At 63.1% G+C, this 22,503-nt stretch carries 22 protein-coding genes; 19 read left to right on the forward strand and 3 right to left on the reverse strand.

Annotated features, from left to right (window positions below; all coding sequences use genetic code 11):
- Positions 1-194 precede the first annotated feature (194 nt).
- Complete coding sequence (locus MGN01_RS05505) at positions 195-1,106, forward strand: LysR substrate-binding domain-containing protein (RefSeq protein ID WP_147045579.1); 912 nt, start codon at positions 195-197, stop codon at positions 1,104-1,106.
- Positions 1,107-1,278: 172 nt separating this feature from the next.
- Entirely contained in the window at positions 1,279-3,459 is a 2,181-nt protein-coding gene (gene katG / locus MGN01_RS05510; protein WP_373319179.1) for a catalase/peroxidase HPI, read from the forward strand.
- Positions 3,460-3,577: 118 nt separating this feature from the next.
- Here katG and MGN01_RS05515 read toward each other — a convergent pair whose 3' ends face one another.
- Entirely contained in the window at positions 3,578-3,847 is a 270-nt protein-coding gene (locus MGN01_RS05515) for a YMGG-like glycine zipper-containing protein (protein WP_147045581.1), read from the reverse strand.
- Between the two features lie 171 nt (positions 3,848-4,018).
- Between MGN01_RS05515 and MGN01_RS05520 the strand changes: the two genes are divergently transcribed.
- The 16 genes from MGN01_RS05520 to MGN01_RS05600 all read left to right on the forward strand — a co-directional run bounded on the left by MGN01_RS05520 (position 4,019) and on the right by MGN01_RS05600 (position 18,631).
- On the forward strand, positions 4,019-4,594 hold the full coding sequence (locus MGN01_RS05520; protein ID WP_306437175.1) for an urease accessory protein UreE: 576 nt from the start codon (positions 4,019-4,021) through the stop codon (positions 4,592-4,594).
- 554 nt (positions 4,595-5,148) lie between these two features.
- Positions 5,149-5,433 (forward strand): hypothetical protein, encoded by a 285-nt coding sequence (locus tag MGN01_RS05525; RefSeq protein ID WP_147045582.1) that lies wholly within the window; start codon positions 5,149-5,151, stop codon positions 5,431-5,433.
- 106 nt (positions 5,434-5,539) lie between these two features.
- The gene (locus MGN01_RS05530; RefSeq protein ID WP_147045583.1) at positions 5,540-5,857 is read left to right on the forward strand and encodes a hypothetical protein; all 318 of its coding nucleotides are present in this window, start codon (positions 5,540-5,542) and stop codon (positions 5,855-5,857) included.
- A complete protein-coding gene (locus MGN01_RS05535; protein WP_147045584.1) occupies positions 5,826-6,638 on the forward strand; it encodes a hypothetical protein in 813 nt (270 codons plus the stop codon). Before MGN01_RS05530 ends, MGN01_RS05535 begins: the two co-directional genes overlap by 32 nt.
- Before the next feature lie 55 nt (positions 6,639-6,693).
- Positions 6,694-6,948: a MerR family transcriptional regulator gene (locus MGN01_RS24550; RefSeq protein ID WP_170245843.1), complete on the forward strand. Its 255-nt coding sequence runs from the start codon at positions 6,694-6,696 to the stop codon at positions 6,946-6,948.
- A 509-nt stretch (positions 6,949-7,457) separates the two neighbouring features.
- Positions 7,458-7,661, forward strand: a complete 204-nt coding sequence (locus MGN01_RS05545; RefSeq protein WP_147045585.1) for a hypothetical protein — start codon at positions 7,458-7,460, stop codon at positions 7,659-7,661.
- Positions 7,661-7,978, forward strand: coding sequence for a hypothetical protein (locus MGN01_RS05550; RefSeq protein ID WP_147045586.1), 318 nt, complete (start codon positions 7,661-7,663; stop codon positions 7,976-7,978). The genes MGN01_RS05545 and MGN01_RS05550 overlap by 1 nt, the downstream gene beginning before the upstream one ends.
- Positions 7,979-8,938: 960 nt before the next feature.
- Positions 8,939-10,432, forward strand: a complete 1,494-nt coding sequence (locus tag MGN01_RS05560) for a terminase large subunit (protein WP_238257936.1) — start codon at positions 8,939-8,941, stop codon at positions 10,430-10,432.
- Positions 10,432-11,676 carry a phage portal protein gene (locus MGN01_RS05565; RefSeq protein WP_147045589.1) on the forward strand — a complete coding sequence of 415 codons (1,245 nt, stop codon included), beginning with the start codon at positions 10,432-10,434 and terminating at the stop codon, positions 11,674-11,676. Before MGN01_RS05560 ends, MGN01_RS05565 begins: the two co-directional genes overlap by 1 nt.
- On the forward strand, positions 11,673-12,353 hold the full coding sequence (locus tag MGN01_RS05570; protein ID WP_147045590.1) for an HK97 family phage prohead protease: 681 nt from the start codon (positions 11,673-11,675) through the stop codon (positions 12,351-12,353). Before MGN01_RS05565 ends, MGN01_RS05570 begins: the two co-directional genes overlap by 4 nt.
- A 10-nt stretch (positions 12,354-12,363) precedes the next feature.
- Complete coding sequence (locus tag MGN01_RS05575; RefSeq protein ID WP_147045591.1) at positions 12,364-13,623, forward strand: phage major capsid protein; 1,260 nt, start codon at positions 12,364-12,366, stop codon at positions 13,621-13,623.
- Positions 13,624-13,933: 310 nt separating this feature from the next.
- Positions 13,934-14,560: a hypothetical protein gene (locus MGN01_RS05580; protein ID WP_147045592.1), complete on the forward strand. Its 627-nt coding sequence runs from the start codon at positions 13,934-13,936 to the stop codon at positions 14,558-14,560.
- Positions 14,557-14,859, forward strand: coding sequence for a hypothetical protein (locus MGN01_RS05585; protein ID WP_147045593.1), 303 nt, complete (start codon positions 14,557-14,559; stop codon positions 14,857-14,859). Before MGN01_RS05580 ends, MGN01_RS05585 begins: the two co-directional genes overlap by 4 nt.
- Positions 14,860-14,868: 9 nt before the next feature.
- A complete protein-coding gene (locus MGN01_RS05590) occupies positions 14,869-17,283 on the forward strand; it encodes a hypothetical protein (protein WP_147045594.1) in 2,415 nt (804 codons plus the stop codon).
- On the forward strand, positions 17,280-18,110 hold the full coding sequence (locus MGN01_RS05595) for a hypothetical protein (protein WP_147045595.1): 831 nt from the start codon (positions 17,280-17,282) through the stop codon (positions 18,108-18,110). The genes MGN01_RS05590 and MGN01_RS05595 overlap by 4 nt, the downstream gene beginning before the upstream one ends.
- A complete protein-coding gene (locus MGN01_RS05600; protein ID WP_147045596.1) occupies positions 18,107-18,631 on the forward strand; it encodes a MerR family transcriptional regulator in 525 nt (174 codons plus the stop codon). Before MGN01_RS05595 ends, MGN01_RS05600 begins: the two co-directional genes overlap by 4 nt.
- A gap of 124 nt (positions 18,632-18,755) precedes the next feature.
- On the opposite strand, the gene MGN01_RS23430 is transcribed toward MGN01_RS05600, so the two are convergent.
- Positions 18,756-18,899: a hypothetical protein gene (locus MGN01_RS23430; RefSeq protein ID WP_170245845.1), complete on the reverse strand. Its 144-nt coding sequence runs from the start codon at positions 18,897-18,899 to the stop codon at positions 18,756-18,758.
- A 1,368-nt stretch (positions 18,900-20,267) separates the two neighbouring features.
- Positions 20,268-21,341 carry a tyrosine-type recombinase/integrase gene (locus MGN01_RS05605; protein ID WP_147045597.1) on the reverse strand — a complete coding sequence of 358 codons (1,074 nt, stop codon included), beginning with the start codon at positions 21,339-21,341 and terminating at the stop codon, positions 20,268-20,270.
- A gap of 122 nt (positions 21,342-21,463) precedes the next feature.
- On the opposite strand from MGN01_RS05605, the gene dusA reads away from it, so the two are divergent.
- On the forward strand, positions 21,464-22,492 hold the full coding sequence (gene dusA, locus MGN01_RS05610) for a tRNA dihydrouridine(20/20a) synthase DusA (protein WP_280178535.1): 1,029 nt from the start codon (positions 21,464-21,466) through the stop codon (positions 22,490-22,492).
- Positions 22,493-22,503 lie beyond the last annotated feature (11 nt).

Below are 22,503 nucleotides of genomic sequence, written 5' to 3' on the forward strand. Positions count from 1 at the left end.
AAGGGCGTGGCCTGCGCAGCGTTTCGGGCCGGTTGCTAAAGCCGAATGGCGTTTCGGGCGCAAGGCGCACGGTCGATGCTGTTTCGATTGCATGGTCAAACCAGCGCCCAATCCTCAACTCAGTTTGCTGGGTTCATGACAGACATAGGTTGCAGGCGCTGGACTTCTGTCGCTGGTCGCGGCCACGGTCCCTCATGACCTTGCAGGATCTCCGCTATCTCGTCGCGCTCGTCGACCATGGCCATTTCGGTCGGGCGGCCGAGGCCTGCCATGTCAGCCAACCGACACTCAGCACACAGATCAAGAAGCTCGAAGCGCAGCTCGGCGTGACGCTGTTCGAGCGCACCAATCGCTCGGTCCGTGTCACGGCCTATGGCGAGGAGGTGGTGGCGCGGGCGCGGCAGATCCTGACCGATGTCGAGGCCATCGCCAACGTTGGGCGGCGAGTGGCAGGGCCGCTCGTCGGTACGTTCAGTCTTGGGGTGATTCCAACGCTCGGGCCCTACTTGCTGCCCTGGCTCGTGCCGGCCCTCAACAGCGATTATCCAGAGCTGCGTCTGGCGGTTCACGAGGATCTGACCGCCGCGCTGATCGAGCGGCTGGTCTCGCATCGGCTCGATGCTGCCCTGGTGGCCCTGCCGGTGGAGGATGGCCGGCTGGAGATGCTCCCGCTGTTCGACGAGCCGTTCTGGTTCGCCGAGCCCAAGGGCGGAGAGGCGCTGGCCGAGGTGCTAACTAAGGACGACCTGCGCGGCCGCCGTCTGCTTGTGCTCACCGAGGGGCACTGCATGCGCGACCAAGTTCTCTCGCTGTGCCGCACGCCGGACCGCGAGGCTGAAGAGGATTTCCGGGCGACGAGCTTGGAAACCATTCGCCAGATGGTGGCGACGGGCATGGGCAGCACGCTGCTTCCAGCAATGGCCGTTGAAGAGTTCCGCAACCGCGGCGTCACCGTGCGCCCGCTCGATGCCGGGCTCGGTCGGCGGATCGGATTGGTCTGGCGTCGATCCTATCCCCGTTCGCGGGACCTGCAGCTGGTCGCGCGCACATTACGCAACCACTTGCCTCGGGGTGTGTCGAGTCTGGTAGCCAAGGATCTGCCATAGGTCGTCTCAATCATACATATGCTGGCAATCAATTATACAAACGGTCTAAAGAGCCTTACACAAAGGTGGCACGGTTTTCGACGGCGCGCGGTGGCGAGGCTTGGCTCCAAAGAGCCGGTCGGCGGCGCGTCCGTGAGCAATTCTCGCCGATGTGATGGAGTTCGACATGGACATGCAGGTTGATGGGCAAGGTGGCGGCAAGTGCCCGGTGGCGCACGGCCCCGGCGGCCGACGCAACCGCGACTGGTGGCCCGAGGCGCTCAGCCTCGAGCGTCTGAACCAGCACAATCCCCGCTCGAACCCACTGGGCGAGGCTTTCGACTACGCCAAGGAGTTCGAGACCCTCGATCTCGATGCCGTGATCAAGGACCTCCATGCCCTGATGACGGATTCGCAGGAATGGTGGCCCGCCGACTTCGGCCATTACGGCGGCCTGTTCATTCGCTTGGCTTGGCACAGCGCCGGCACCTACCGCACGACCGATGGGCGCGGTGGCGCCGGCGGTGGTCAGCAGCGCTTCGCGCCGCTCAATTCCTGGCCGGACAACGTCAACCTCGACAAGGGTCGCCGCCTGCTGTGGCCGATCAAGCAGAAATACGGCAACAAGCTCTCTTGGGCCGACCTCTTTGTGCTCGTCGGCAACGTCTCCCTCGAGTCGATGGGCTTCAAGACATTCGGCTTCGCCGGCGGCCGCGCTGATACTTGGGAGCCTGAGGAGTTGTTCTGGGGCCCCGAGGGTACTTGGCTCGGTGACGAGCGCTACTCTGGCGAGCGTCAGCTCTCCGAGCCGCTCGGCGCTGTGCAGATGGGCCTGATCTACGTCAACCCGGAAGGTCCTAACGGCAAGCCGGACCCGCTCGCCTCGGCCCGCGATATCCGCGAGACCTTCGCTCGCATGGCGATGAATGACGAGGAGACGGTGGCGCTGATCGCCGGTGGCCACACGTTCGGCAAGACCCACGGCGCGGGCGACCCGTCCTTCCTCGGCGCGGAGCCTGAAGGCGCGGTCATCGAGGACCAGGGCCTCGGCTGGCGTTCCAAGCATGGCACCGGCCGTGGGGGCGACACCATTGGCGGTGGACCGGAGGTGACATGGTCTCAGACCCCGACGAAGTGGAGCAACTACTTCTTCGAGAACCTTTTCAAGTACGAGTGGGAGCTTGAGAAGAGCCCGGCTGGTGCCCTGCAGTGGGTGGCCAAGGATGCGGCTGCCGACGTGCCAGATGCGCATGATCCTTCGAAGAAGCATCGCCCGAAGATGCTGACCTCGGATCTCGCCCTGAAGGCGGACCCGGCCTACGAGAAGATTTCGCGCCGCTTCTACGAGAACCCGGACGAGTTCGCGGACGCCTTCGCGCGCGCCTGGTTCAAGTTGACCCACCGCGATATGGGGCCGATCCAGCTCTACTGCGGTAAGCTCGTGCCGAAGGAAGAGCTGATCTGGCAGGACCGCATCCCGGCCCTCGACCACCCGGTCGTCGATGCGCAGGATATCGAGACACTCAAGCAGAAGGTGCTCGCCTCCGGCCTCACCGTCTCGCAGCTGGTCTCCACCGCCTGGGCCTCGGCCTCGACCTTCCGTGGCTCGGACAAGCGCGGCGGCGCCAACGGCGCGCGCATTCGCCTGGCTCCGCAGAAGGACTGGGCGATCAATGATCCGGCGCAGCTCGCCACCGTCCTCGGCAAGCTCGAGGCGATCCAGACCGAGTTCAACGGCTCGGCTTCTGGCGGCAAAAAGGTCTCGCTTGCGGATCTGATCGTTCTGGCCGGCGGCGCTGCCGTCGAGAAGGCGGCCAGGGATGCAGGTTTCGACGTCACCGTGCCGTTCACCCCCGGCCGGATGGACGCCTCGCAGGAGCAGACTGACGCCGCCTCCTTTGCTCCGCTGGAGCCGCGCTCCGACGGTTTCCGCAACTACCGCGAGGGCTTGCAATTCATGGCGCCTGAGGAGGCACTGGTGGATCGCGCTCAGCTCCTGCGGCTGTCGGCCCCGGAGATGACGGTGCTGGTCGGCGGTCTTCGCGTGCTCGGCGCCAATGCCAACGGCTCGAAGGACGGCGTGTTCACCGACCGGGTCGGCAAGCTGACGAATGACTTCTTCGTCAACCTGCTCGACATGCGCACCGCCTGGACGAAGGCCGGCTCGGAGAACGCCTTCGAAGGTCGCGACACCAGGACGAATGAGCTGAAGTGGACGGCGACCCGCGTCGACCTGATCTTCGGCTCGCAGTCGCAACTGCGGGCCCTGGCCGAGGTCTATGCTGGTTCCGATGCGCAGCAGAAGTTCGCCGAGGATTTCGCTGCGGCCTGGACCAAGGTGATGAACGCCGACCGCTTCGACCTGGCGGCCTGAGCACTCAGGCGATGCAATGAGGAAAGGGCGGCGCTCGCCTCCGAGCGCTGCCCTTTCTCGTGAAAAAGGCCGGAGCGTGAGCCCCGGCCTTCCCCAGATCCGTTAGAGCTGCTTCGGCTCAGCGGCAGTACACGTCGCCGTAGGCGTCGCGGTAGGTCCCGTAGGGGCAGCGCGGGGCAGTGGCTGCGCCGCCGATGGCACCAGCTGCGCCGCCGATGGCCGCACCGGCCAGCGCGCCGCTCGCACGGCCGGTGGCCAGACCGCCGACCGCAGCGCCGAGGCCGGCGCCGAGGGCGCCGCCGCCGACGGCGCGCTCGCCCGGCGTGTTGCAGGCGCCGACGGACAGCGCCAGGGTGGCGGCGAGCAGGGCCGCGGTGATCTTCTTCATGGTCGAACGACTCCCTTGTGCATCGGCCCGCTCGACGTTTTCGCCGTAGCGCACCCTGAGGCCGATTGCGGCCTTCGACCGAGGCACGTCACGCGATACGGTCAAGATTGCGGCGGCGGCGGCGCGGGGCATGACATTTCGCGCGCGACGGGCCATTTGAGGCGCAATCTGTTGCGCAAACACACCGAAGCCTTCGAGGATCTCATGCCGAATGCCACCCAGATCGTCCGCAAGGCCGCCGTCCGGCCCGAGCAGGTCGTGGACACGGTCGTGCTCGATCACGCTGCGCGAAGCGTGGCGTCCGGCTCGCTAAGTGCCTCTGGCGGAACAGTATTCGCGCTCACCCTGGCGAAGGCCACACAGGTCGAGGATGGCGACGCCTTCCGCCTCGACGACGGTCGCCTCGTCGCGGTGAAGGCCGCCGAGGAGGCGCTGCTCAAGGTGCGAGCCGACAAGATCGCCCGGCTCCTGCGGCTCGCCTGGCAGCTCGGCGGGAGCCACGTTCCGGCCGAGATCGATGCCGATGTGCTCTATGTTCCGGCGAGCGCTGCCGAGCTGGTGCGCGGCTCGGGCTGCGCCGCGACGCCGGTCCAGCGCGCGTTCCGGCCGGAGAAAGAGGCGCATGATCACGGCACCTGCGGCCACGATCACAGCCACGACCATGGCCATCATCGCGGCCATGCCCACGCTCACAGTGAACATGATGCGCATGATCACGCGCACCACCATCACCACCACGATCACTGAGTCCCCGGCCGATCCGAGATGTCCCTGACCGCGCGCGACCTGCGATTCTCCGTCGCCCCGATGATGGATGGAACCGACAGAGCGTAGTTTACAGAGCGAAATCGGCCGTACCGAATTCGCATGCTGTACGAAAATCGCACCAGTCGGTCCTGCAAATAGTTTCGGAAACAGGACGGCAGTCTCAAAATCCGCATAAACGAAAGCCGCCCTAGTTGCCCGGGGCGGCTTTTCCGTTCAGTCTCGGTAGTGGAGCCTCAGAACCTCCCGCAACCGGGCCTGCCAGGGCTTGCGGTTGCATTCACAGAGCGACGGAAAATCCTGCCAGGGATCTGCCTTCGCATCAGCGCCGTGCCGAATTTAGCCATTCGGTGCGCCCGGTGAAACTATGCCGGGAGTCCCGTCGCCATACAAGACCCCTAACGGGGGAAAGCGGCGGGGCGGTTCTCTGTGGCCGTTCTGAGCCTCCCGGCGCCAGTCCCGTTCGGCTGGTGTGAAGTCCCCAGATTTGGGGGCTTCCCGGTCCTCAGAAGCCGGCCCCTCACAGAGACCGAAAGATGTCCCAGAACCCGATCTATGCTCAGGCTCCGGAAGGCCCGGGCGCAAATCTCACCCATCCCCATTTCGAGAGGCCCGGCCGGGATATCGAGCGCGGTTTCTACATAGCTCGCCGCGTCTCCTGGGTTCCGAATTCAGGCTGGACCATCGTCATGGTCGACGACCCACAAGGCGATCTGCGTGTGTTCGAGCCCGGGGCCCCCAAGTCGGATCCGATAGGAAAGTGGGTTTTCGGCGTGCGGGTCTCCGGTTTCGAGCACCTTCCCGACTACTGCTCCCACTGATCAACCGCGCGGTCGCCTGTTGATGGGTGGCCGCGCGCCCGCAAGCGCCAGACAAATTTAATTCGATGAGGTATCGTTCTCTCGCAATTGTTTTTGAGGCAAGCCGATGAGGTCCGGAGCGAAAGTCCAGCACACGAAGGGCCATACCCACGGCCGCAACCGCCACCGCATGGTGGTGACCGGCTCACTCCTCGGCGACGCACCGCGCATCGAGCTCAGGATCGTCGCCAAGGGACTGACAGATAGATGGATCGACATGAGTCCTGCGCAGGCTCGCGAAGCCGTGCGGCTGATCTCTGATGCCATCGCCCAAACTGAGAACCCGTCGAGCCACGACTCGCACCCTTCAACAGAGGCCGGCGCTCGTGGTGCGCCCGGCGAGGCCTCGACAGATGACCGATCGGAAGAGCCGCTCCACGCCTGAGGATGGGCGATCATTCAGCTCGTGGAAGTTTGACATAATCAACGCCAGCAACGCCGACGCCGATCTCAAGCCGGCGCCGCTTCGTTTCTTTATGCGCGTCCTCAGAGCGATGGACGAAAGCAAATGGGATCGTGAGGCAGGCACTTGCGAGGCTCGAATTTCCGACGAGGCGATTGCGGACGACGTGCCGGGCTGCACCAATCGCCACACAATTCAGGATCATCGAAACGCGGTAGCCACGGCCGCTTGGTTCACCTTCGTGCCCGGAAGTGGGCGCACGCCCACGATTTATCTAATTTCCGATCGGAAGGTGAATTCGATCTTCGATGATTTAGACATCAAGGGCGAAGCTCGAAGGGAGCGACGCCGCGCGGAACTGGAGCGATTTCGAGACGGGGGCAAACGCAGCCAACCTAAGAAATCGAGACGGGGGCAAACGCAGCCAGAAAAGGCGATTGAGACGGGGGCAAACGCAGCCACGTCTGGTCAAGATACCCCCCGTGTTCACCTTAGAACATCACCTTACGGGCTATCTCTATCGAAGCAGGATGAGACTCAGGACGCACACACTCATGCCTGTCGCACTCCGAACTGTTGGCAGCCTGCAACGGTGATCGATCGCAAACTCGGTGAGCGATGGTGCGACGAGTGCGCTGAAGCTGCGATAATCCTCGATCCAGTGCCAATTCCAGCGCGTGAATTAGCCTCCAGCGAATTAGCCGACCCGGAATTAATCGGAGATCCGGGATCCGATTACCGGGCTCGCTCTCGTGGCGAATAGGAATTCCGTAATTCGATCGGCCCGGCGCAATCCGGCTTATCTGTCGAGCGGTGAGGTGGCAGCCTCGTTAAAGCTGCCTTCTCACGTCCTGGCCTATTGGCGAACCAAATTCCCGCTCATCCGACCGCTGGTCGACGCAAGCGGCCGATATCGCTACGCCACCAACGACCTCTATTTGATCCGAGGGATTCAGCACCTCGTTTACGTCGAGCTCTATTCGATCCGAGGGGCGCAGCGGATCCTTCGCCTGCGCGGCGTCGAGTTCGTGCGAGCAATTGGCCGTGGCGAGGCAAGCGCGGTTTCGGGCTGAACCAGCGATACGCACTCAGGGCCACTGAGAAGCCCATTGGCAGCTTAGCGCTACCTCGCCGCTCAGAACGGCGCGAACGGCCTAGAATCGAAACGTCGCGCGCTGTAATTGCTATCCAGAATTGAAGCTGTGTGCGCACGGGTTTGAGAGATGCGGCGAGGCATCGGGCCGAATGCCCTCCAGCCGGGCAATTAGACCGCAGCGCTAATTCATCCCGCTCGTGCTAAGACCGAATTACGCGAGAGCCATCAGGCCCGCGACGGATTTGCGCACTTCGAGTGCTTTTCCCGAACCGTTAAAAGGTCATGCGACCCGAATCCTAGATAAAGGATTGCACGAGAACGCGTTTCTCGAATTGCGGGCGGCGGCAATATCGGCGCTTATGTCTCCACGCCGGGAGCTGCGCCTAGAGGCCTTCCGGCCCTGACAGCCTGACAACGAAGACCGCAACGCCGCTCGGATCTCCGCGCGGTGCTTTCGCACGTCCGTATCTGATCGGAGCCTCCGAAATGCAGATCCCCGCCCAGCGGCCGCAAGCAGCGCCGCCTTCGAAACTCGCTGTGATCATCTGCGAATTGGCAGAGCGCGGCATCGAGACGACCCCGCTGGCCATTATCGCCCGTGCAACCGACCTCGGCCTGCCGGAGCATGAGATAGACGCCATGTGCGTCAAGCTCGCCTCTAGCGGCGCGCAAATGCCGGCGAACGCGTGATGGCGGATGGTCAGCCAATTCCGGTGCGCGTGCTCGGACTGCGGATCGCCAAGCGTGCGCTCAATGGCAATTCCGATAGCGGCCTGGTCTGCACCTTCGATATCGCGGTTCCGGGCTTCACGTTGTTCGCCGCTGGTCTCTATCGGCGGCGAGACGGGAAGATGATGGTCGTCCCGCCGAGGTCTGAGCGCCACGACGGCATCGCCACCGGAATGCGAATTGATAGCGAGCCGCTTCGCGATGCGATGCTGAATGCTGCCCGCGAAGCTGCCCGCGCGTTTGGTGCGAGCGTGGATCCGGTCCCGGCCGAAGCCTGATCCATGGCCCGGCCGAATGCACGAGCGCGAGGATATAGCTCGGCGTGGGATAAGGCGCGCGCCGGCTTCCTGCGCTCTCATCCGAACTGCGCACGTTGCCCCGCGCCCGCCAGCGTCGTGCACCATCGCCGGCCGCATCGCGGAAACCAGGTGTTGTTCTGGGATCGCACGAATTGGGAGGCGTTATGCAAGCCCTGTCACGATGGGCCTGCGCAGCGTGAGGAACAGCGCGGCTATTTCGAACGCCTCGGACTGGACGGGCTGCCGAACGATCCCCGTCACCCCTTTAACCGACCGGATGCGGACTGATGACCGTCGTCGCGCAGGCCAATGGGGCGGGGCGGGTCGAGAGTCGTCGCCTAAGGAGCGGGGACCGGTATGGATCCCTTTCCGCTGAATTAGTTTCGGTGCGCGACGCACGCAGCAGCCCCTTGCCGTCCGTGCCGGCGATGGATAAAAGGCGCGCCCTCAGCTTCGGGGGTGTCATCGGGTTCGATCCCATTCGTCTGGCCTATCCTTGCCGTCCTTCTCTGTACGTTCGTTGGCTATTTCGCCAACTCGCCGAAAAAGGAGCTCAGCATGGAAAATTCTAAGACTAAGTTGTCGAAGGAGAAGGTTAAGATGAAGATGGCAGGCATTGTAAGTATCGTTCGGAATAGCTGGAGCGCGTTGCTCCTCACAATCTGGGCGGTAGGGACAAGCTGGACGAGTGGTCTCGTGCCCTTCACCCATAGGGCCGCGTAGTAGGCTTAGCCTCCGCGGCCCTTTTTAATTTATCAATCCGCTTCCCCAATGGGGCTGCGTGGACCCGGCGCTCGCCGCATGCGCGAGGCCAAAGAGGCTTTAGGCGCGCGCAGCCGACGACTGCCCTGGTGCAAGGCTAGGCTAACACGCGCCGAGCGCGTCATCGCTTTCCTGCAATGGCTGCCGATCACGAAAGGACCTCTCGCTGGGAAGCGAATGCGCCTCCTGCCGTTCCAGGTCGAGTTCGTTGACGAGATTTACGGCGACCTTGACGCGAAGGGCCTCCGCCGACGCCGCATCGGGATCCAATCGTGCCCAAAAGGCCAAGGCAAAAGCGGCTTGGTCGCCGGTTTGGTGCTCTGTCACCTGCTCGGACCTGAGAGCGAAGCCCGCGGCGAGGTGTATTCTGCGGCGATCGATCGAGGGCAAGCGGCGCTGATCTACGCCGAATGCGAGGCAATCATCGAGCAGGTGCCGGAATTTGCTGTACGGGCGAACTGCCAGCGGTTTGTAAAGCGGATCGAGGTGCAGCAGGGGCAAGGCCGAGGATCGGTCTACGAGGCCTTGAGCGCCGACGCCCGGCGCGCGCACGGACTCGCCCCATCCCTCTGGATTTACGACGAGCTCGCACAGGCGAAAGACCGCGTGCTGCTAGACAACCTCATAAATGGATTGGGCAAACGCAAGGAAGGGCTCGGTCTCTGCATCAGCACCCAGGCGCCGGCCGACGATCATCCCCTCTCGCAAATGATCGACGACGGCCTTCGGGGAGATGACCGGAGCATCTTCGTTCAACTGCTCGCTGCTCCGCCCGACGCGGACCCGTTTGCCGAGGCGACTTGGTTCGCCTGCAACCCGGCGCTCGGCAAATATCTGAGCCTCGAAGAAATGCGGCAGGCGGCATTCCGGGCCCGGCGCATGCCCGCGTTCGAGCCCTCATTCCGAAATCTTCGACTGAACCAGCGTGTCGACGCCAACGAGGAGGCGCGAGTCGTGACGCTAGGGACGTGGCGCCGGGGAAACGTCGATGTCGACCGCGCGGCGCTCGCCGGCCGCCGGTGCTTCGGAGCGCTCGACCTTTCCGGCAAGCACGACCTGACAGCCTTGGTCCTCGTCTTCCCATCCGACGACGAGCCGGCGACTTTCGCAGCCTTGCCGTTCTTTTGGACCCCGCAGGACCAGCTCGGGGGCAGACGCCCGGCCGAGCAGGAGCGGTTCCGACAGTGGATCGACGCCGGCATGATGGCGGCCGTTCCAGGCCCTACGATTCGATACGGCTTCGTTGCCGCTGAGATTGCTCGCCTCTCGCGTGAATTCGAGATTCAGGTGATCGGCTTCGACCGGTGGCGGATCGACGACTTTCGCCAGGATCTCGCGGACATTGACGCCGATTTCCCGGTGCCGCTTGAGCCGTTCGGCCAAGGCTTTGCGAGCATGTCGCCCGCGATCGAGTGGTTCGCGGAACTCGCGTTGACGGGCCGCATCCACCACGGCGGCCATCCCGTGCTCACCGCGTCCGTCGTCAACGCCATCACGGTCTCGGACCCGGCCGGAAATACCAAGCTCGACAAAGAGAAATCGAACGGCCGCGGCCCGGTGCGCATCGACGGCGCGGTGGCCTTAGTCATGGCACTGGCGATGGCAAAGCGATTCCAGGCCACCCCGCCGCCCGACGTCAGCGGCTTCCTCGAAAACATGGTCTGGGCCTGATGGGATTGTTGTCGTTCATTGGGCGGCAGTTCACGCTGCGAGATCGAGACTTTTGGACATGGTTCGGAGGGAATCCCTCCTGGACCGGCAAATCTGTGACGCCCGAATCCGTCATGCAGATCGCGACGGCGCTGGCCTGCATCCGGCTGACCGCGACGACCGTCTCGACCCTGCCGCCGCACGTCTATCGTGAACGGCCGGATGGCTCGCGCGAGCGGCTCCCGAACCATCCGTTGGCGGTCTTGCTGAGCCAGTCGCCGAACGCGGATCAGACGCCGGCCGAGTTCCTTGAGGGCATGGTCGGTTGCATGATGCTGTTCGGCAATGCCTACGCGCTCAAGACGAGCTCGACAGGGCAGGTCCGCGCGCTGACGCTGCTGCGGCCGGACCTGATGACGGTTAAGCGCGATCGGGAAACCTACGCGCTCACCTATGAGTATTCGGACCCACGCGGCCGTGAGGTCTACCAGCCGGAGGAGATCTGGCACCTTCGCGCTTTCGGCCTCGGCGGGGATCTCGGCCTCTCGGCGGTAGAGTACGGACGGCAGGCTTTCGGCCTTGCGATGGCGACCGACGAGGCGGCCGCCCGCACCTTCTCGAATGGAATGCGGCCTGGCGGCTTCTTCAAATCCGACAAGGAGCTAACGCCAGCGCAACGAGAGCAGGCCAGGCAGACCCTGATCAAACCCATGCAGGGGGCTGAGAACAGCGGCCGCATCGGCATCCTCGAGGGGCAATTCTCCTGGCAGGAAGTCTCGATGCCGCTGAAGGACGCCGAATTGCTGGCATCGCGTGGTCTGCACATCCAGGAGATCTGCCGGCTGATGGGAAATATCCCCCCGGTGCTGATCGGGCACACCGGTGAGGGCGTGACGCATTTCGGGACCGGCATTGAGAGCTTGATCCGGGCGTGGCTCACGGTTGGGCTCGGGCCGCTTCTCGGCCGGATCGAGCAGAGCGCATCCCGCGCGCTGGTCTCGCGCGCTGATCGCGGCAAGGTGTGGTGCGAGTTCGCCCGCGATGGCCTGCTCCAGGCCGACAGCGAGGCGCGAGCGAAGCTCTACGCCTCGGCGGCACAGAACGGCTGGCGGACCCGCAATGAAATCCGCGCTCTCGAAAATCTGCCGGCTCTGGAGGGCGGTGATGCGCTGACCGCACAGTCGAACCTCGTGCCGCTCGACAGGCTCGGGACGATCGTCACCGCGACCACTACCCAGGAACATCAGCAGGAGATCCGGCAGTGAACCTCAAGCGCCGAGCATTCCCGCTCCAATTAAAGGCGGCACCGGACGGCGAGGGTCGGTTCACGGCCTACGTGTCGGTGTTCGGCACACCCGACAGCTACCGCGAGATAGTCGCGCCGACCGCCTTCGACGCGAGCCTCGCCGCCACGGCCGCCGCGGGTCGGAAGATCCCGATCTGCTGGCAGCACAACCTCGCGGAGCCGATTGGAGTCTGGGACAGCCTCACGCCCGACGAAAAGGGCCTGCTCGGCGTCGGCGACCTATGGCTCGACGTGGCGCCCTACGCTCGGATCGCGCAGCGCGGAATGCAGGCTGGCTGCATCACCGGCGCGAGCATCGGGTATTTCGTCACCGGCGATAGCTTCAACGAGGCCGAGCGCGTCCGCACGCTCACGGGCATTCAGCTCGTCGAGGCCTCGATCGTCACCGATCCGGCGCACGACGATGCGCGGATCGACGTGGTCAAGGCGAAGCTCGCCGCGGGCGAGACGCCGACAGAACGCGAGTTCGGGAAGTTTCTTCGGGAGAAGGGCTTCGCGCGCTCGGACGCCGACGCAATCGCCAGCGTCGGGTTCAAGGCTTGGGCCGCGGGAGCGGGCCGGTCTCCTCAGGCGAAAGACCCCGCCATCTCCAGCCTGATCGAGGCGGCGGGCGGATACTCACTCCCCACCATCTGAGAGCATTCAAATGAACATGCATGTTTTGACCGTGCCGCATCGCGGCTACGGAACGAAGGCGGCTGGCCAGGATCCGTCCGACGACTCCACCGAGTTCAAGGTGCTCGCGGACGCGTTGGAGAAACGCAATCGCGAGTTCGGCGAGTTTGCCGAGAAGGCCGCTGCCGAGGTCAAAAAGCACGGTACCGCGCTGGACGAGACCGCGGCCGCGCTCGCCAAGGCGCGCGAGGAAGTCTCCGATCTTGCCGCGCGCATGCTCGAGATGGAGCAGAAGGGCGCGCGCCGGCCGAGCGGCGAACCGGAAATCAAGAGCCTCGGCGCCCGGGTGACGGCCGCTACGGAGTTCAAGGCGTTCGCCGGCGGCGGCCGCAAAGGAACGCAGCGGATCGAGGTGAAGGCTATCACGTCGGCGCCGAATTCCGCTGGCTCCCTGATCGTGCCGGACTACCAGCGCGCGCCGGTCATGCTCCCGCACCGTCCGATGACGGTTCGCCAGCTTCTGCAGCCGGGCCGCACCGCGTCGAACCTCATCTATTTCGTGCGCCAGTCCGGCTTCACGAACAACGCGGCGGTGGTGGCCGAGGGCGCACAGAAGCCCGAGTCCAACATCGTGTTCACGCCTGACCAGGCACCCGTTCGCACCATTGCTCACTGGATCCCGGTTTCTCGGAACGCCTTCGACGACGTTCCCGGCATGGAATCTCTGATCGATGGTGAACTCGTCTATGGGCTCGACTACGTCGAAGAGCAGGAGCTTCTCTTCGGCGATGGTACGGGCGAGCACCTGGACGGACTGGCGACGCAGGCAACGCCCTTCGCCGCGCCGACCGGGCTGACTAGCAGCGCATCGGCCGGATCGGGAGTCGACAAAATCGACACACTGCTCGCGGCTATTGTGCAGTCCGAGGTCGCGCTTCTCCCAGCGACGGGCATGGTCCTCAACACTATCGACTGGGCGCAGATCGTCTCGTCGAAGGACAGCACCGGCCAGTATCTCGGCAATGGTCCATTCGGCTCTCAGCAGGGTCGCAGCATCTGGGATCTGCCGACCGCGGTCACCCCTGCCATGCCGCAGGGCAAATTCCTGGTGGGCTCTCTCGGCACCTCGGCGCAGATCTTCGACCGACTCGATGCCGAGGTCGTCGTCTCGTCCGAGGATCGGGACAACTTCATCAAAAACATGCTGACGGTTCGCGCCGAGAAGCGTCTGGCGCTCGCTGTGAAGCGTCCTGCCGGCATCATCTACGGCTCATTCCGCGCTGCTGCGTAAGGCCGGCTCAATCCATGGAGCCCAGCCACGCGCTGGGCTCCTCCCTGTCCGTCACCGGGAGAAGCCTACATGCCGAGGGTCCGAGTCCTCCGCCCGTTCGCCAACGATCATCACAGCGACATTGTGCAGCCGGGCGACGAAATCACCGTAAGCGAAGTTCGGGCTAAAGCGCTCGGCACAAAGGTCGAGCTAATCGAGGCGAAGGCCGCGCCGGCGCCCGCCAACAAGATGGCGCCGATCGCTGAGAACAAAGCCGCTCCGTCGCCGGTCAAGCGCGGGCCCGGCCGGCCGCCGCGAGCGAGGTAAGGTCATGCTCACGGTGATCACCCCGGCGACGTCGACCGCTCTCACTACGGTCACTCGTGCACGGGCGGTTCTGGATTTTCCTCTCGTCGACGACGGTGCGGCCTCGATGCTGATAGCTCAGGCCTCGCGCGTCATCACCGACCACTGCCGGCAGACGTTCGCGTTGGAAACTGTCCGCCAGGTGTTCGGCTGGGACGAGACGCGCGGGGACGGGCCGATCCTCGCCCGCGGGCCCGTCGTCGAGATCCTGAGCGTGAGCAGTGGCGGCACGGTGCTGCCCGGCTCGGAATATGCGGTCGACACCCGCACCGGGCGGCTCCGGCGCCTCGACGCGGACGGCACGCCCCTAGCGTGGTGGGGCGGATCTCTCGCGATCGATTATTGCGCCGGATACGTCCTGCCATCGGACAGCGACGGCGCCCCGGCATCAACGCTGCCGGAGTCGATCGAGCGCGCGGCGATCCTGCTCCTCGGCAGCTATCTGTCGCAGCGCGGGCGCGATGTGAGCATCAAGAGCGACGCTGTCGAGGGCGTCGGCTCAACCTCGTATTGGGTGCCTGGCGCATCCGATCGGCTCGTCTCGCCCGAGGCGGAACAGCTTCTCGCGGACTACCGCCGGTTCTGGCCATGACGGTTCCGCTGCGCACGCGTGCCAACCTGAAGGCAGCCGGCCGCCAGATGGCGACCGAGGCGGTAGCCGCGCTCGCCGCTCACTATGCGACGCTTCGGCCCGACGAGATGACGGAAGCGCTCGAAGATCGGCTTCTTGCTGAGATGGCCTTCGCGATGCACGCCACCGCCGAGTCCTATCGTTCCTTGGGCGTGCCGGCACCTTGGATCGCAAAATTCAGATCCACCTTCATCCGAACCGCCGGCGAGGGTTGTCGGGCCTTGGGCCTGACGCTTCTGCCCGCAGCCGGGAGCGCCTGAGGATTTTCGATGGTTAGCGTGAACACTCTCCGCACGGTCACCGTGCGCTTTCAAAGCGAAGGCGCCGAGAAAGCACGCTCTGACGCGACGTCTGTTGCCACCGCCCACGACCTGATTGCGAAGGCGACCGAGGCGGCGGCATCTGCGACAGAGCGCGCGTCACAGCGCCATCTCCAAGCAATGACCGCCTTCGACAAGCAGCGCGCTGTCCTTGATCAACTCGTCAAGACCCAGCAGCTTGAAATGACGACGCTTGCGCAGATGGGCACTGCGAGCACCCAAAGCGCAGCTGCCATGACGCGCGCCGCGAACCAGAATGAGCAGGCTATCGGCGGCGTCGGATCTGCCTTTAAGGAAACGGCGAAATTCGCCGTGGAGCATCCGGTTCTGGTAGCAGCTGGGTCGGCACTCGCTGCTCGTGCACTGAGCGGCTACGCGGCGACGGCGGCGACCAGCCTCGGAGCGGCGTCGCTCGTCACAGCCAAGTACGCGGCCGAGAGCGCTGCGATGGGTAGCTCCGTCGCGGGAGCCGCCACTCTGGCGTCGAGAGGGCTCAGTGCGGCCTCCGCGGGCGCTACCGCGGCGGCCGGCGGCCTCGCGACCTATTCGGCGTCCGTAGGCTCCCTAACGACGAGCGTCGGCCTTCTCACGCGCGGCGTCGGCTATGTCGTCCCGGCTCTGGCGCCTCTCGCCATCGGTTTTGCGGTGTTCGAGGTGGGTAAGCTCGCAGTCGGGCAGGCGAACGAGCAGATTGAGCGCTTCGTCCACCTCGGCGAGAGCGCCGATCGAGGCAACACCGGCGTCGAGTTCTTCCAGCGATTCAGCGAGGCTGCCAAGGACGCCAAGGTCGGGGCCGACGCGATCGAGGCCGCGTTGAAGACGGCCACGGGCACGGTGATCCCGAAATTTGAGCAGGCCGACCCGATCAGAAATCACCTCTCGGATCTGTTCGAGTCGGGCTATCTGGGCGACCGGCAATCTCAGGGTCTTGCGGACTACCGCAAGGCCAACTCGGCAGAGGGGCGCATCCGCGGCGCCGTAACTGCCATGCAGGAGCTGCAGCAGGCGGGCGAGCGCCTTGCCGCAATCGACTTGGCTGACCGCCTATTCGGCGGCGACGTTGCTGACCGTATCCGGCAGGGCAAGCTTCAGATTGATGCCATCGCCGAGAGCCTGGACCGCAAGCGCGACGACATCATTACCGCGCAGCAGGTGCAGCAGGCCGCGGAGTTCAAGGAGCGGCTCGACGACGCCTATCGATCGATCGACGACGCATTGCGCGTCTCGGTCTCGCTCGCCGAGGCCGGCCGGGCGATCAATAACGTGTGGCTCAGCATCGCCGAGTCGACGGCCAAGGCCGCTATCGCCAGCAGCAGCTATCTCGACAAGATGGTCGCAGCGGCGAACATGTCGGGCGGCCTGCAATCGCCTCTCACGCTCGGGAGGGAAACGCCGGTTGGCTCCGGAAACCTCGCGGGTGAGTTGGGCGCCATCGCCGGAACGTCGGCGCGCGGACGCGTGCTCTATCCCGAAGCCATCGGGCCGCAGCTTCCGCCAACCGCGATCCTACGCGACGTCCCCCTGCCGCCGCGGCGCCCGCTCGACATGGTGCTGAGCCCTGAAAAGTACGGGATTGGCGTTAGCCCTCGAGGAGCCGGCGGAGATCAGACAGACACTCGCGACGCCTACGATTCCGCCGTCAAGTCGATGGAGGATCGCATTCGTCATCAGCAGCAGGAGATTGCCACTTTCGGCCAGGCTGCTGACGTCGTTGCTCGCTACAGAGCTGAGACCGAGCTAACGACGGCAGCCCAACGCGCCGGGCGGGACGTTACGGGTGAACTCAAAACTCAGATTTCTGGGCTCGCCGATCAGGCAGCCGCAGCGGCACTGAAGCAAGACCAGTTGCGCGAGGCGATGAGAGGGCTCGATGACGCTCGCTCGACCGCGCAGGGTATCTTCTCCGGCTTCGGAAATGATCTTGCGCGAGGTTCAACCTTCGCGGATGCGATGACGAGCGCGCTGACCCGCCTGGAAAGCAAGCTCATCGATATGGCGACGAGTGGCCTCGTCGATCAGCTCTTCGGCAAGTCGGGAACGTCTGGGACCGGATTGTTGGGTGGCCTGATCGGAGGGTCGGGCGGCGGAAGCCTCTTCAGCGGTCTCGGGAAGCTGCTCGGATTCGCGGACGGTGGCCCGGTTTATGGGCCCGGTGGACCACGCTCGGACAACTTGCTGATCCGAGCTTCGCCCGGCGAATACGTGGTGAACGCTGCAGCCACGAGCCAGCACCGCGGCCTGCTCGATCACATCAACGGTGGCGGCATGTTCAACCGCCTGATGGGCTTCGCCGATGGCGGTCTGATCCCTTCTCCTACCGGCGAATTCGGCAAGGCCGGCGGTTTCGGCGAGGTACTGGCATGACGTCTGTAACGATCGTTCGCGGCGAAGATGTTGTCGCCATCGCCTCCGACGGAGCCGCCTATGACGATGAAGGCCGGTTGCGTCAGATCGTTTCGAAGGTGGAGCTCATTCCTCACTGCTCGCTCGTGTTGGCGAGCACAGGATCGCAGCTCGCCTCCTACAACTTCCGCGACCTGCTGTTTTGGCACCCGGAGCCGCCATCCACGTTCGACGGAGTGCTGGAGATCGCACCTGATCTTTCTCGCTCGGTCATGGACTACGTGGAGGAGCAAGGCGCATCCTCTACGCGCAAGTTCTCCCTCTACTTCGCAGGGTTTTCTGAGAGCCGCGGCAGACCAGAGACCTATGCCATCAAATCCTATGACTGGCCTGATGTGCCGGGTCCGGATGGCGTACTCAGAACCGCGCCGGCATTCACGCTAGTGCCCCTACCTGCAATCCACTGCACCCCGCTCCCTTCTGTCGAATTGGCAGAAGGCTTCGGCATCACGGTGCCGGGCGTGAACATGACCGAGATGCCAGAGGATGGCGTCCGCTACGCCATGGCAACCGTTGCAGCCAACCGCTTCGCTTTTGGCGGTCCCGATGCTGAACTCGCTGGTGAAGATCCCTTCTGCTGTGTCGGAGGCTTCCTGCAGATCACGACAATAGCCCGCAGCCATGTCTCGTCTCAGATCGTCCACCGGTGGCCGGATGTGATCGGCGAGCGGATGGATATCACGCGTGGCGAGCCCCACGAGCGTTGCCCGCTTTGGCTCCTAGCACCTCCCGCGCCGGCTACGGCGGCACAGGGAGTCAGCGACCCCACATCGGAGCAGGCCCCATGAATTGCGCCGTCCGCATTCCACAGCCGGCCGACTGTGTGTCGATGGTCCGTCACTGCAATGCCCCTCCCGGGCGGCACGGCAGCGCCCGCTCACCCGGGCATTTGCGACTGGCCCAGCTCAGCGCGATTTCGGGCGTCGACCTGCAAACGATCGACAATTGGACAGACCGCGGGGTGTGGCATCGCCCAGCGGATGGTCGGCACCGCCGCTTCACGTTCTGGGACTGCCTCCACATCGCGATCATTCGCGAGATGGCCAGCCTCGGCATGCACCTCAGCGGGCATGGCGCCATGCTCTCAGATTCGCTGATGGAATGTGCCCGGCTGCATGTGTCGTGGACGAAAGACACCAGCTGCGTGCCGAAACGAGTTGCGCTGTTCGCTCTCGACGACGAAGCCGAATGGAGCATGGATTGGTTGACCGACGATCCCGGCTTACCGCGGTCCTACGTGGTGCTGAACCTCAAGGCGATCACCGAGGAGGTGGCGCAGCGGTACAGAGAGCACTGCACGCCGATATAAAGTCGGCACTCGGCACGATTTCGGGGCGCATCCTTCGGGGTGCGCCCTTTTTTATTTCAAGAGCCCATTGCACGACGTTCGTCGGCAAGGGCTTTGTCGATCGCGTCGAGGACCTGTTGCGTATTCAGTAGGACGTTTCGATAATCGAAAATATTTGCTCATCATTGGCGGCATCCTCGTCAACTAATCTGCCGATGAGAAATACGCGCTTTTCTGCCATTTCGGCGCGCACTGTCTTGAGATGATGAGTTCTCTCACTGTCAGTCATGTTTCGAACATCCCGCTTTATTTATCGAATGAGGACCGAAGATTTGCGATCGGTTACATATCAATTATGAGGCGGAGACTGTCTTTCTAGCTAAACGCGCACTCCATATTTCCGAAACCATTCCCAAACGAAGCTGGGCGCAAAGCCCCAAATGTCGGTTATATCAACCCGGCATATAACCAACGAGTCCTCAGGTTTTAGGCCAGAAATGATTGAATTATAAATAGTTTTAGCGTCGTGGTTGGTGTATAAATACCATTGATAACCATCAAGTCGGAGCCAATCGCCTAAAGATCCAAGTTTAAGATCAACCATTTGAGGGTCAATGGCAGTGGTAATCCATCGAACACTAACTGAATAAATGTGCCCCGTCATTGTTTGGGTCCGTTTTCGATGTAGGCACTAGGTTGTTGCTGTGATGTCGCTTCGATTTTCCCAGAAGATTTGGAGGATATCTCCATCTGGCGCCATTGTATAAGTTCCGCTCCTTCAAGCAAAGAGACGCCAGGGTGTTTGTTTGCAAACCACAAAGTCCCGCCGAAATATATTGCGAAGATAAAAACTATAAGTCCCGCCACTAGTAGAAGATAGAGCGGGTCGCGCAATGAAAACGCGACTGATCCGAGGGCGATCACGGCAGCAATTGCTACTGAACTCGCTTTGCCCACAACTCCGCGAGCTAGTCGAATGCGCTCATATGCGGCAGCTACGACGCCCTGCGGTGTTGTGGCTGATGGCTCCGGCGCTGTCACAGAGACCTGTCCATGAGGTTTGATATCATCGGGTTATCCGGCCAGGGAGTTGATTAGTCCAGCGAGCCGAGAGGAATTGCCTGAACGCCCACGAGAGGGGGCACTCATCGCTTGATGCCGAGTTCGGATGGACAAGCAAAATCATTTAAATCGAAAGTAAAAATGCAGACCGGCCTACTCGGGGTCTTAACTGGTTCGCTTCTGCCAAACGACTGAGCGTCGATGATCGAAATAACTGTCTTTTTAACAATTCCGTTTATGTATAAAGTGCAAGGTAATGCCACCAGTACGTAAAATACGAGGATGTATACGATAGTATGTATATGTATATTAATAAGTGCCTCAAGCCATATTATCACGGCGGAGCTTATCTGAAATCCTACCGCAAATAACGCAATAGAATACAAAACTTCGAGGGGTGCCGAGTGCCCGATACTGGCGGCCAGTCCAACTGCTGCAGTCACCATCAAGTTGCGTGACGACTCGAAAAAGAATTTTATTAATGCCTGAGCGTCGCTTATTTTCCAGATTTCGCTGACGGCATACTTAAAAAATCCAACATCGAGGAAAGGCAATCGTGCGCCCCCGTACATACGAGCCTATAGATTTTGGCCTATCATAGTGCGGTCACCTCAGTCAGCCACTTCCAGCCCTCATATTTATCCCCTGCTGTTCTAATATGCGTATAGCGCTGGAGCGACTGCCAGGATTTATGGCCAGATACTGAGGCAGCTAGCGGAAGCGTCCGCCCCATTTCAAAAAGACGACTCACCCCATCGTGCCTGAGATCATGGAAAGTTAGGTCGACGATCCCGAGGAATGCACACGCTCGAGTGAAGGCGGCAGAGATGGCGTCGCCGGTGAACGGGAAAATCTGATCGTGGTCGTTCGGCATCGCTCGGACGATAGCCAGGGCCTCTGGCGTTAGTTCGCACCAGATGTCGTTGCCTGCCGTCTGTCCCGGATTCTTCATATCGCGGACCAGGATTCGCGAGCCTTCGTCATCGAGGTCAGCCCACGTAATGCGGGTGATCTCCTCCTGCCGGCGCGTGGAGAAGATCGCGAAGGCGATGATCCGCTGCATCGGTAGTGAACTCGGCCGGCGGTGACGAACGTTGCCGAAGTGCGTCATCAGCTTGTCGAGCTCTGCGAGCGTCGGGCGTCTATTTCTCTGCTTTGATTTCGAGATGAGCCCGAGCCGCTTGGCTACCTTCATGGCGTCATCCATCGCCGAGTCGTTGAGCGGATAGCCCCAAGCAGGCCTCGCGATGGCGAAGATCGATCCGAGGTGCGAGAGGTAATTGCCGACGGTTTGGGGCTGACGACTGGCAAGAAGCTCCTGAGCTAATTCGATGATGTGCGAGCTGCTGATGGTCGAGCACCGCTTGCCGGCGATGTCATACGTCTTGAGGGCTCTGAGAACCTGGGCCTTGGTGCGCCCGATCTTCTGACGGGAATCCTTGGTGTACCGATCGATGACGGCACCCAATTTCGGGTCATCAAGTTTCCCGATCGCCAATGCGCCGGGCTCGGCCAATTCACGTTCGCGCTTTTTGATCCAGGCATTCGCCGCTGGCCGTCGATCAAACGTCTGCGATTCTCGATGAACCAAGCCATCCTTTTTCACGACGATCTGCGCGTGGTATCCAAAGCCGCCCTTTTTGCGCGGCCGCTCGATGATCGTGCCCACGATGGCCTCGAATTCGGTACAGCATTGACCCGGTTTGGTACCGCATTGCTGTAATTTGAATCCCGACTGAGCGCCACTGAGGCCCAATTGGCAGCGAATACGAGAAACGGACTGACCGCTAAGTGATTGAAAAAGACGAATTATCCAACGAATTCAGCGACTGGCGGTTATCAGTTGCACCTATGATGGACTGGACCGACCGGTACTGCCGGGCGTTCCACCGGGTGCTCTCGGCCCGCGCCCGGCTCTATACGGAGATGGTGACCACCGGCGCGGTGCTGCACGGCGACCGCGAGCGGCTGCTCGGCTTCTCCGCGGCGGAGCATCCGGTGGCGCTGCAACTCGGCGGCTCGGACCCGGCCGCGCTCGCGGCCTCGGCGCGGATCGGGGCCGATCTCGGCTACGACGAGATCAACCTCAATGTCGGCTGCCCCTCCGACCGGGTGCAGGAGGGCCGCTTCGGTGCCTGTCTGATGCGCGAGCCGAGCCTCGTCGGCGACTGTGTCGCGGCGATGAAGGCGGCGGTCGCGGTGCCGGTCACGGTGAAGTGCCGCATCGGCGTGGATGATCAGGACCCCGAGGCGGCGCTCGACACCCTCGCCGCGGCGGTGATCGCGGCGGGCGTCGACGGTCTCGTCGTGCATGCCCGCAAGGCCTGGCTCAAAGGCCTGTCGCCGAAGGAGAACCGCGACGTCCCACCGCTCGATTACGGCCGGGTGGCCCGGCTGAAGGCGGCGCATCCCGGCCTGCCGATCGCGATCAACGGCGGCATCGCCGACATGGCCCAGGCGGCGACGCTGGTGGAGCAGGTCGACGGCGTCATGATCGGGCGCGCCGCCTATACCGATCCGGCGATCCTGCTCGAGGTCGACCCGCTGCTGTTCGGTGAGCCCGCGCCGGCTGCAGACCCGTTCGCGGCGATCGAGCTGTTCGCGCCAACCATTGCCGAGGGCCTGGAAAGCGGTTTGCGGCTACACGCCTTCACCCGGCACATGCTCGGCCTGTTCAATGGCCGTCCCGGCGCCCGCGCCTTTCGCCGCCACCTGGCGACGGCCGGCATGGCGCCGGAGGCCGATCTCGCCACCTTGCGCGAGGCGGTCGGCAAGGTCTCGCGGGACTGGCAGCCCCTTCCGGCGGGTCGGGCGGCGTGAAGCCTCACGGT

Source organism: Methylobacterium gnaphalii, assembly GCF_007992215.1.
Lineage (GTDB): Bacteria > Pseudomonadota > Alphaproteobacteria > Rhizobiales > Beijerinckiaceae > Methylobacterium > Methylobacterium gnaphalii.

Coding starts and splice junctions, on each gene's coding strand:
- MGN01_RS05505 (WP_147045579.1), top strand. CDS start 195: ATGACCTTGCAGGATCTCCGCTATCTCGTCGCGCTCGTCGACCATGGC.
- katG (WP_373319179.1), top strand. CDS start 1,279: ATGCAGGTTGATGGGCAAGGTGGCGGCAAGTGCCCGGTGGCGCACGGC.
- MGN01_RS05515 (WP_147045581.1), bottom strand. CDS start 3,847: ATGAAGAAGATCACCGCGGCCCTGCTCGCCGCCACCCTGGCGCTGTCC.
- MGN01_RS05525 (WP_147045582.1), top strand. CDS start 5,149: ATGTCCCAGAACCCGATCTATGCTCAGGCTCCGGAAGGCCCGGGCGCA.
- MGN01_RS05530 (WP_147045583.1), top strand. CDS start 5,540: ATGAGGTCCGGAGCGAAAGTCCAGCACACGAAGGGCCATACCCACGGC.
- MGN01_RS05535 (WP_147045584.1), top strand. CDS start 5,826: ATGACCGATCGGAAGAGCCGCTCCACGCCTGAGGATGGGCGATCATTC.
- MGN01_RS05545 (WP_147045585.1), top strand. CDS start 7,458: ATGCAGATCCCCGCCCAGCGGCCGCAAGCAGCGCCGCCTTCGAAACTC.
- MGN01_RS05550 (WP_147045586.1), top strand. CDS start 7,661: ATGGCGGATGGTCAGCCAATTCCGGTGCGCGTGCTCGGACTGCGGATC.
- MGN01_RS05560 (WP_238257936.1), top strand. CDS start 8,939: ATGCGCCTCCTGCCGTTCCAGGTCGAGTTCGTTGACGAGATTTACGGC.
- MGN01_RS05565 (WP_147045589.1), top strand. CDS start 10,432: ATGGGATTGTTGTCGTTCATTGGGCGGCAGTTCACGCTGCGAGATCGA.
- MGN01_RS05575 (WP_147045591.1), top strand. CDS start 12,364: ATGAACATGCATGTTTTGACCGTGCCGCATCGCGGCTACGGAACGAAG.
- MGN01_RS05580 (WP_147045592.1), top strand. CDS start 13,934: ATGCTCACGGTGATCACCCCGGCGACGTCGACCGCTCTCACTACGGTC.
- MGN01_RS05585 (WP_147045593.1), top strand. CDS start 14,557: ATGACGGTTCCGCTGCGCACGCGTGCCAACCTGAAGGCAGCCGGCCGC.
- MGN01_RS05590 (WP_147045594.1), top strand. CDS start 14,869: ATGGTTAGCGTGAACACTCTCCGCACGGTCACCGTGCGCTTTCAAAGC.
- MGN01_RS05595 (WP_147045595.1), top strand. CDS start 17,280: ATGACGTCTGTAACGATCGTTCGCGGCGAAGATGTTGTCGCCATCGCC.
- MGN01_RS05600 (WP_147045596.1), top strand. CDS start 18,107: ATGAATTGCGCCGTCCGCATTCCACAGCCGGCCGACTGTGTGTCGATG.
- MGN01_RS23430 (WP_170245845.1), bottom strand. CDS start 18,899: ATGACTGACAGTGAGAGAACTCATCATCTCAAGACAGTGCGCGCCGAA.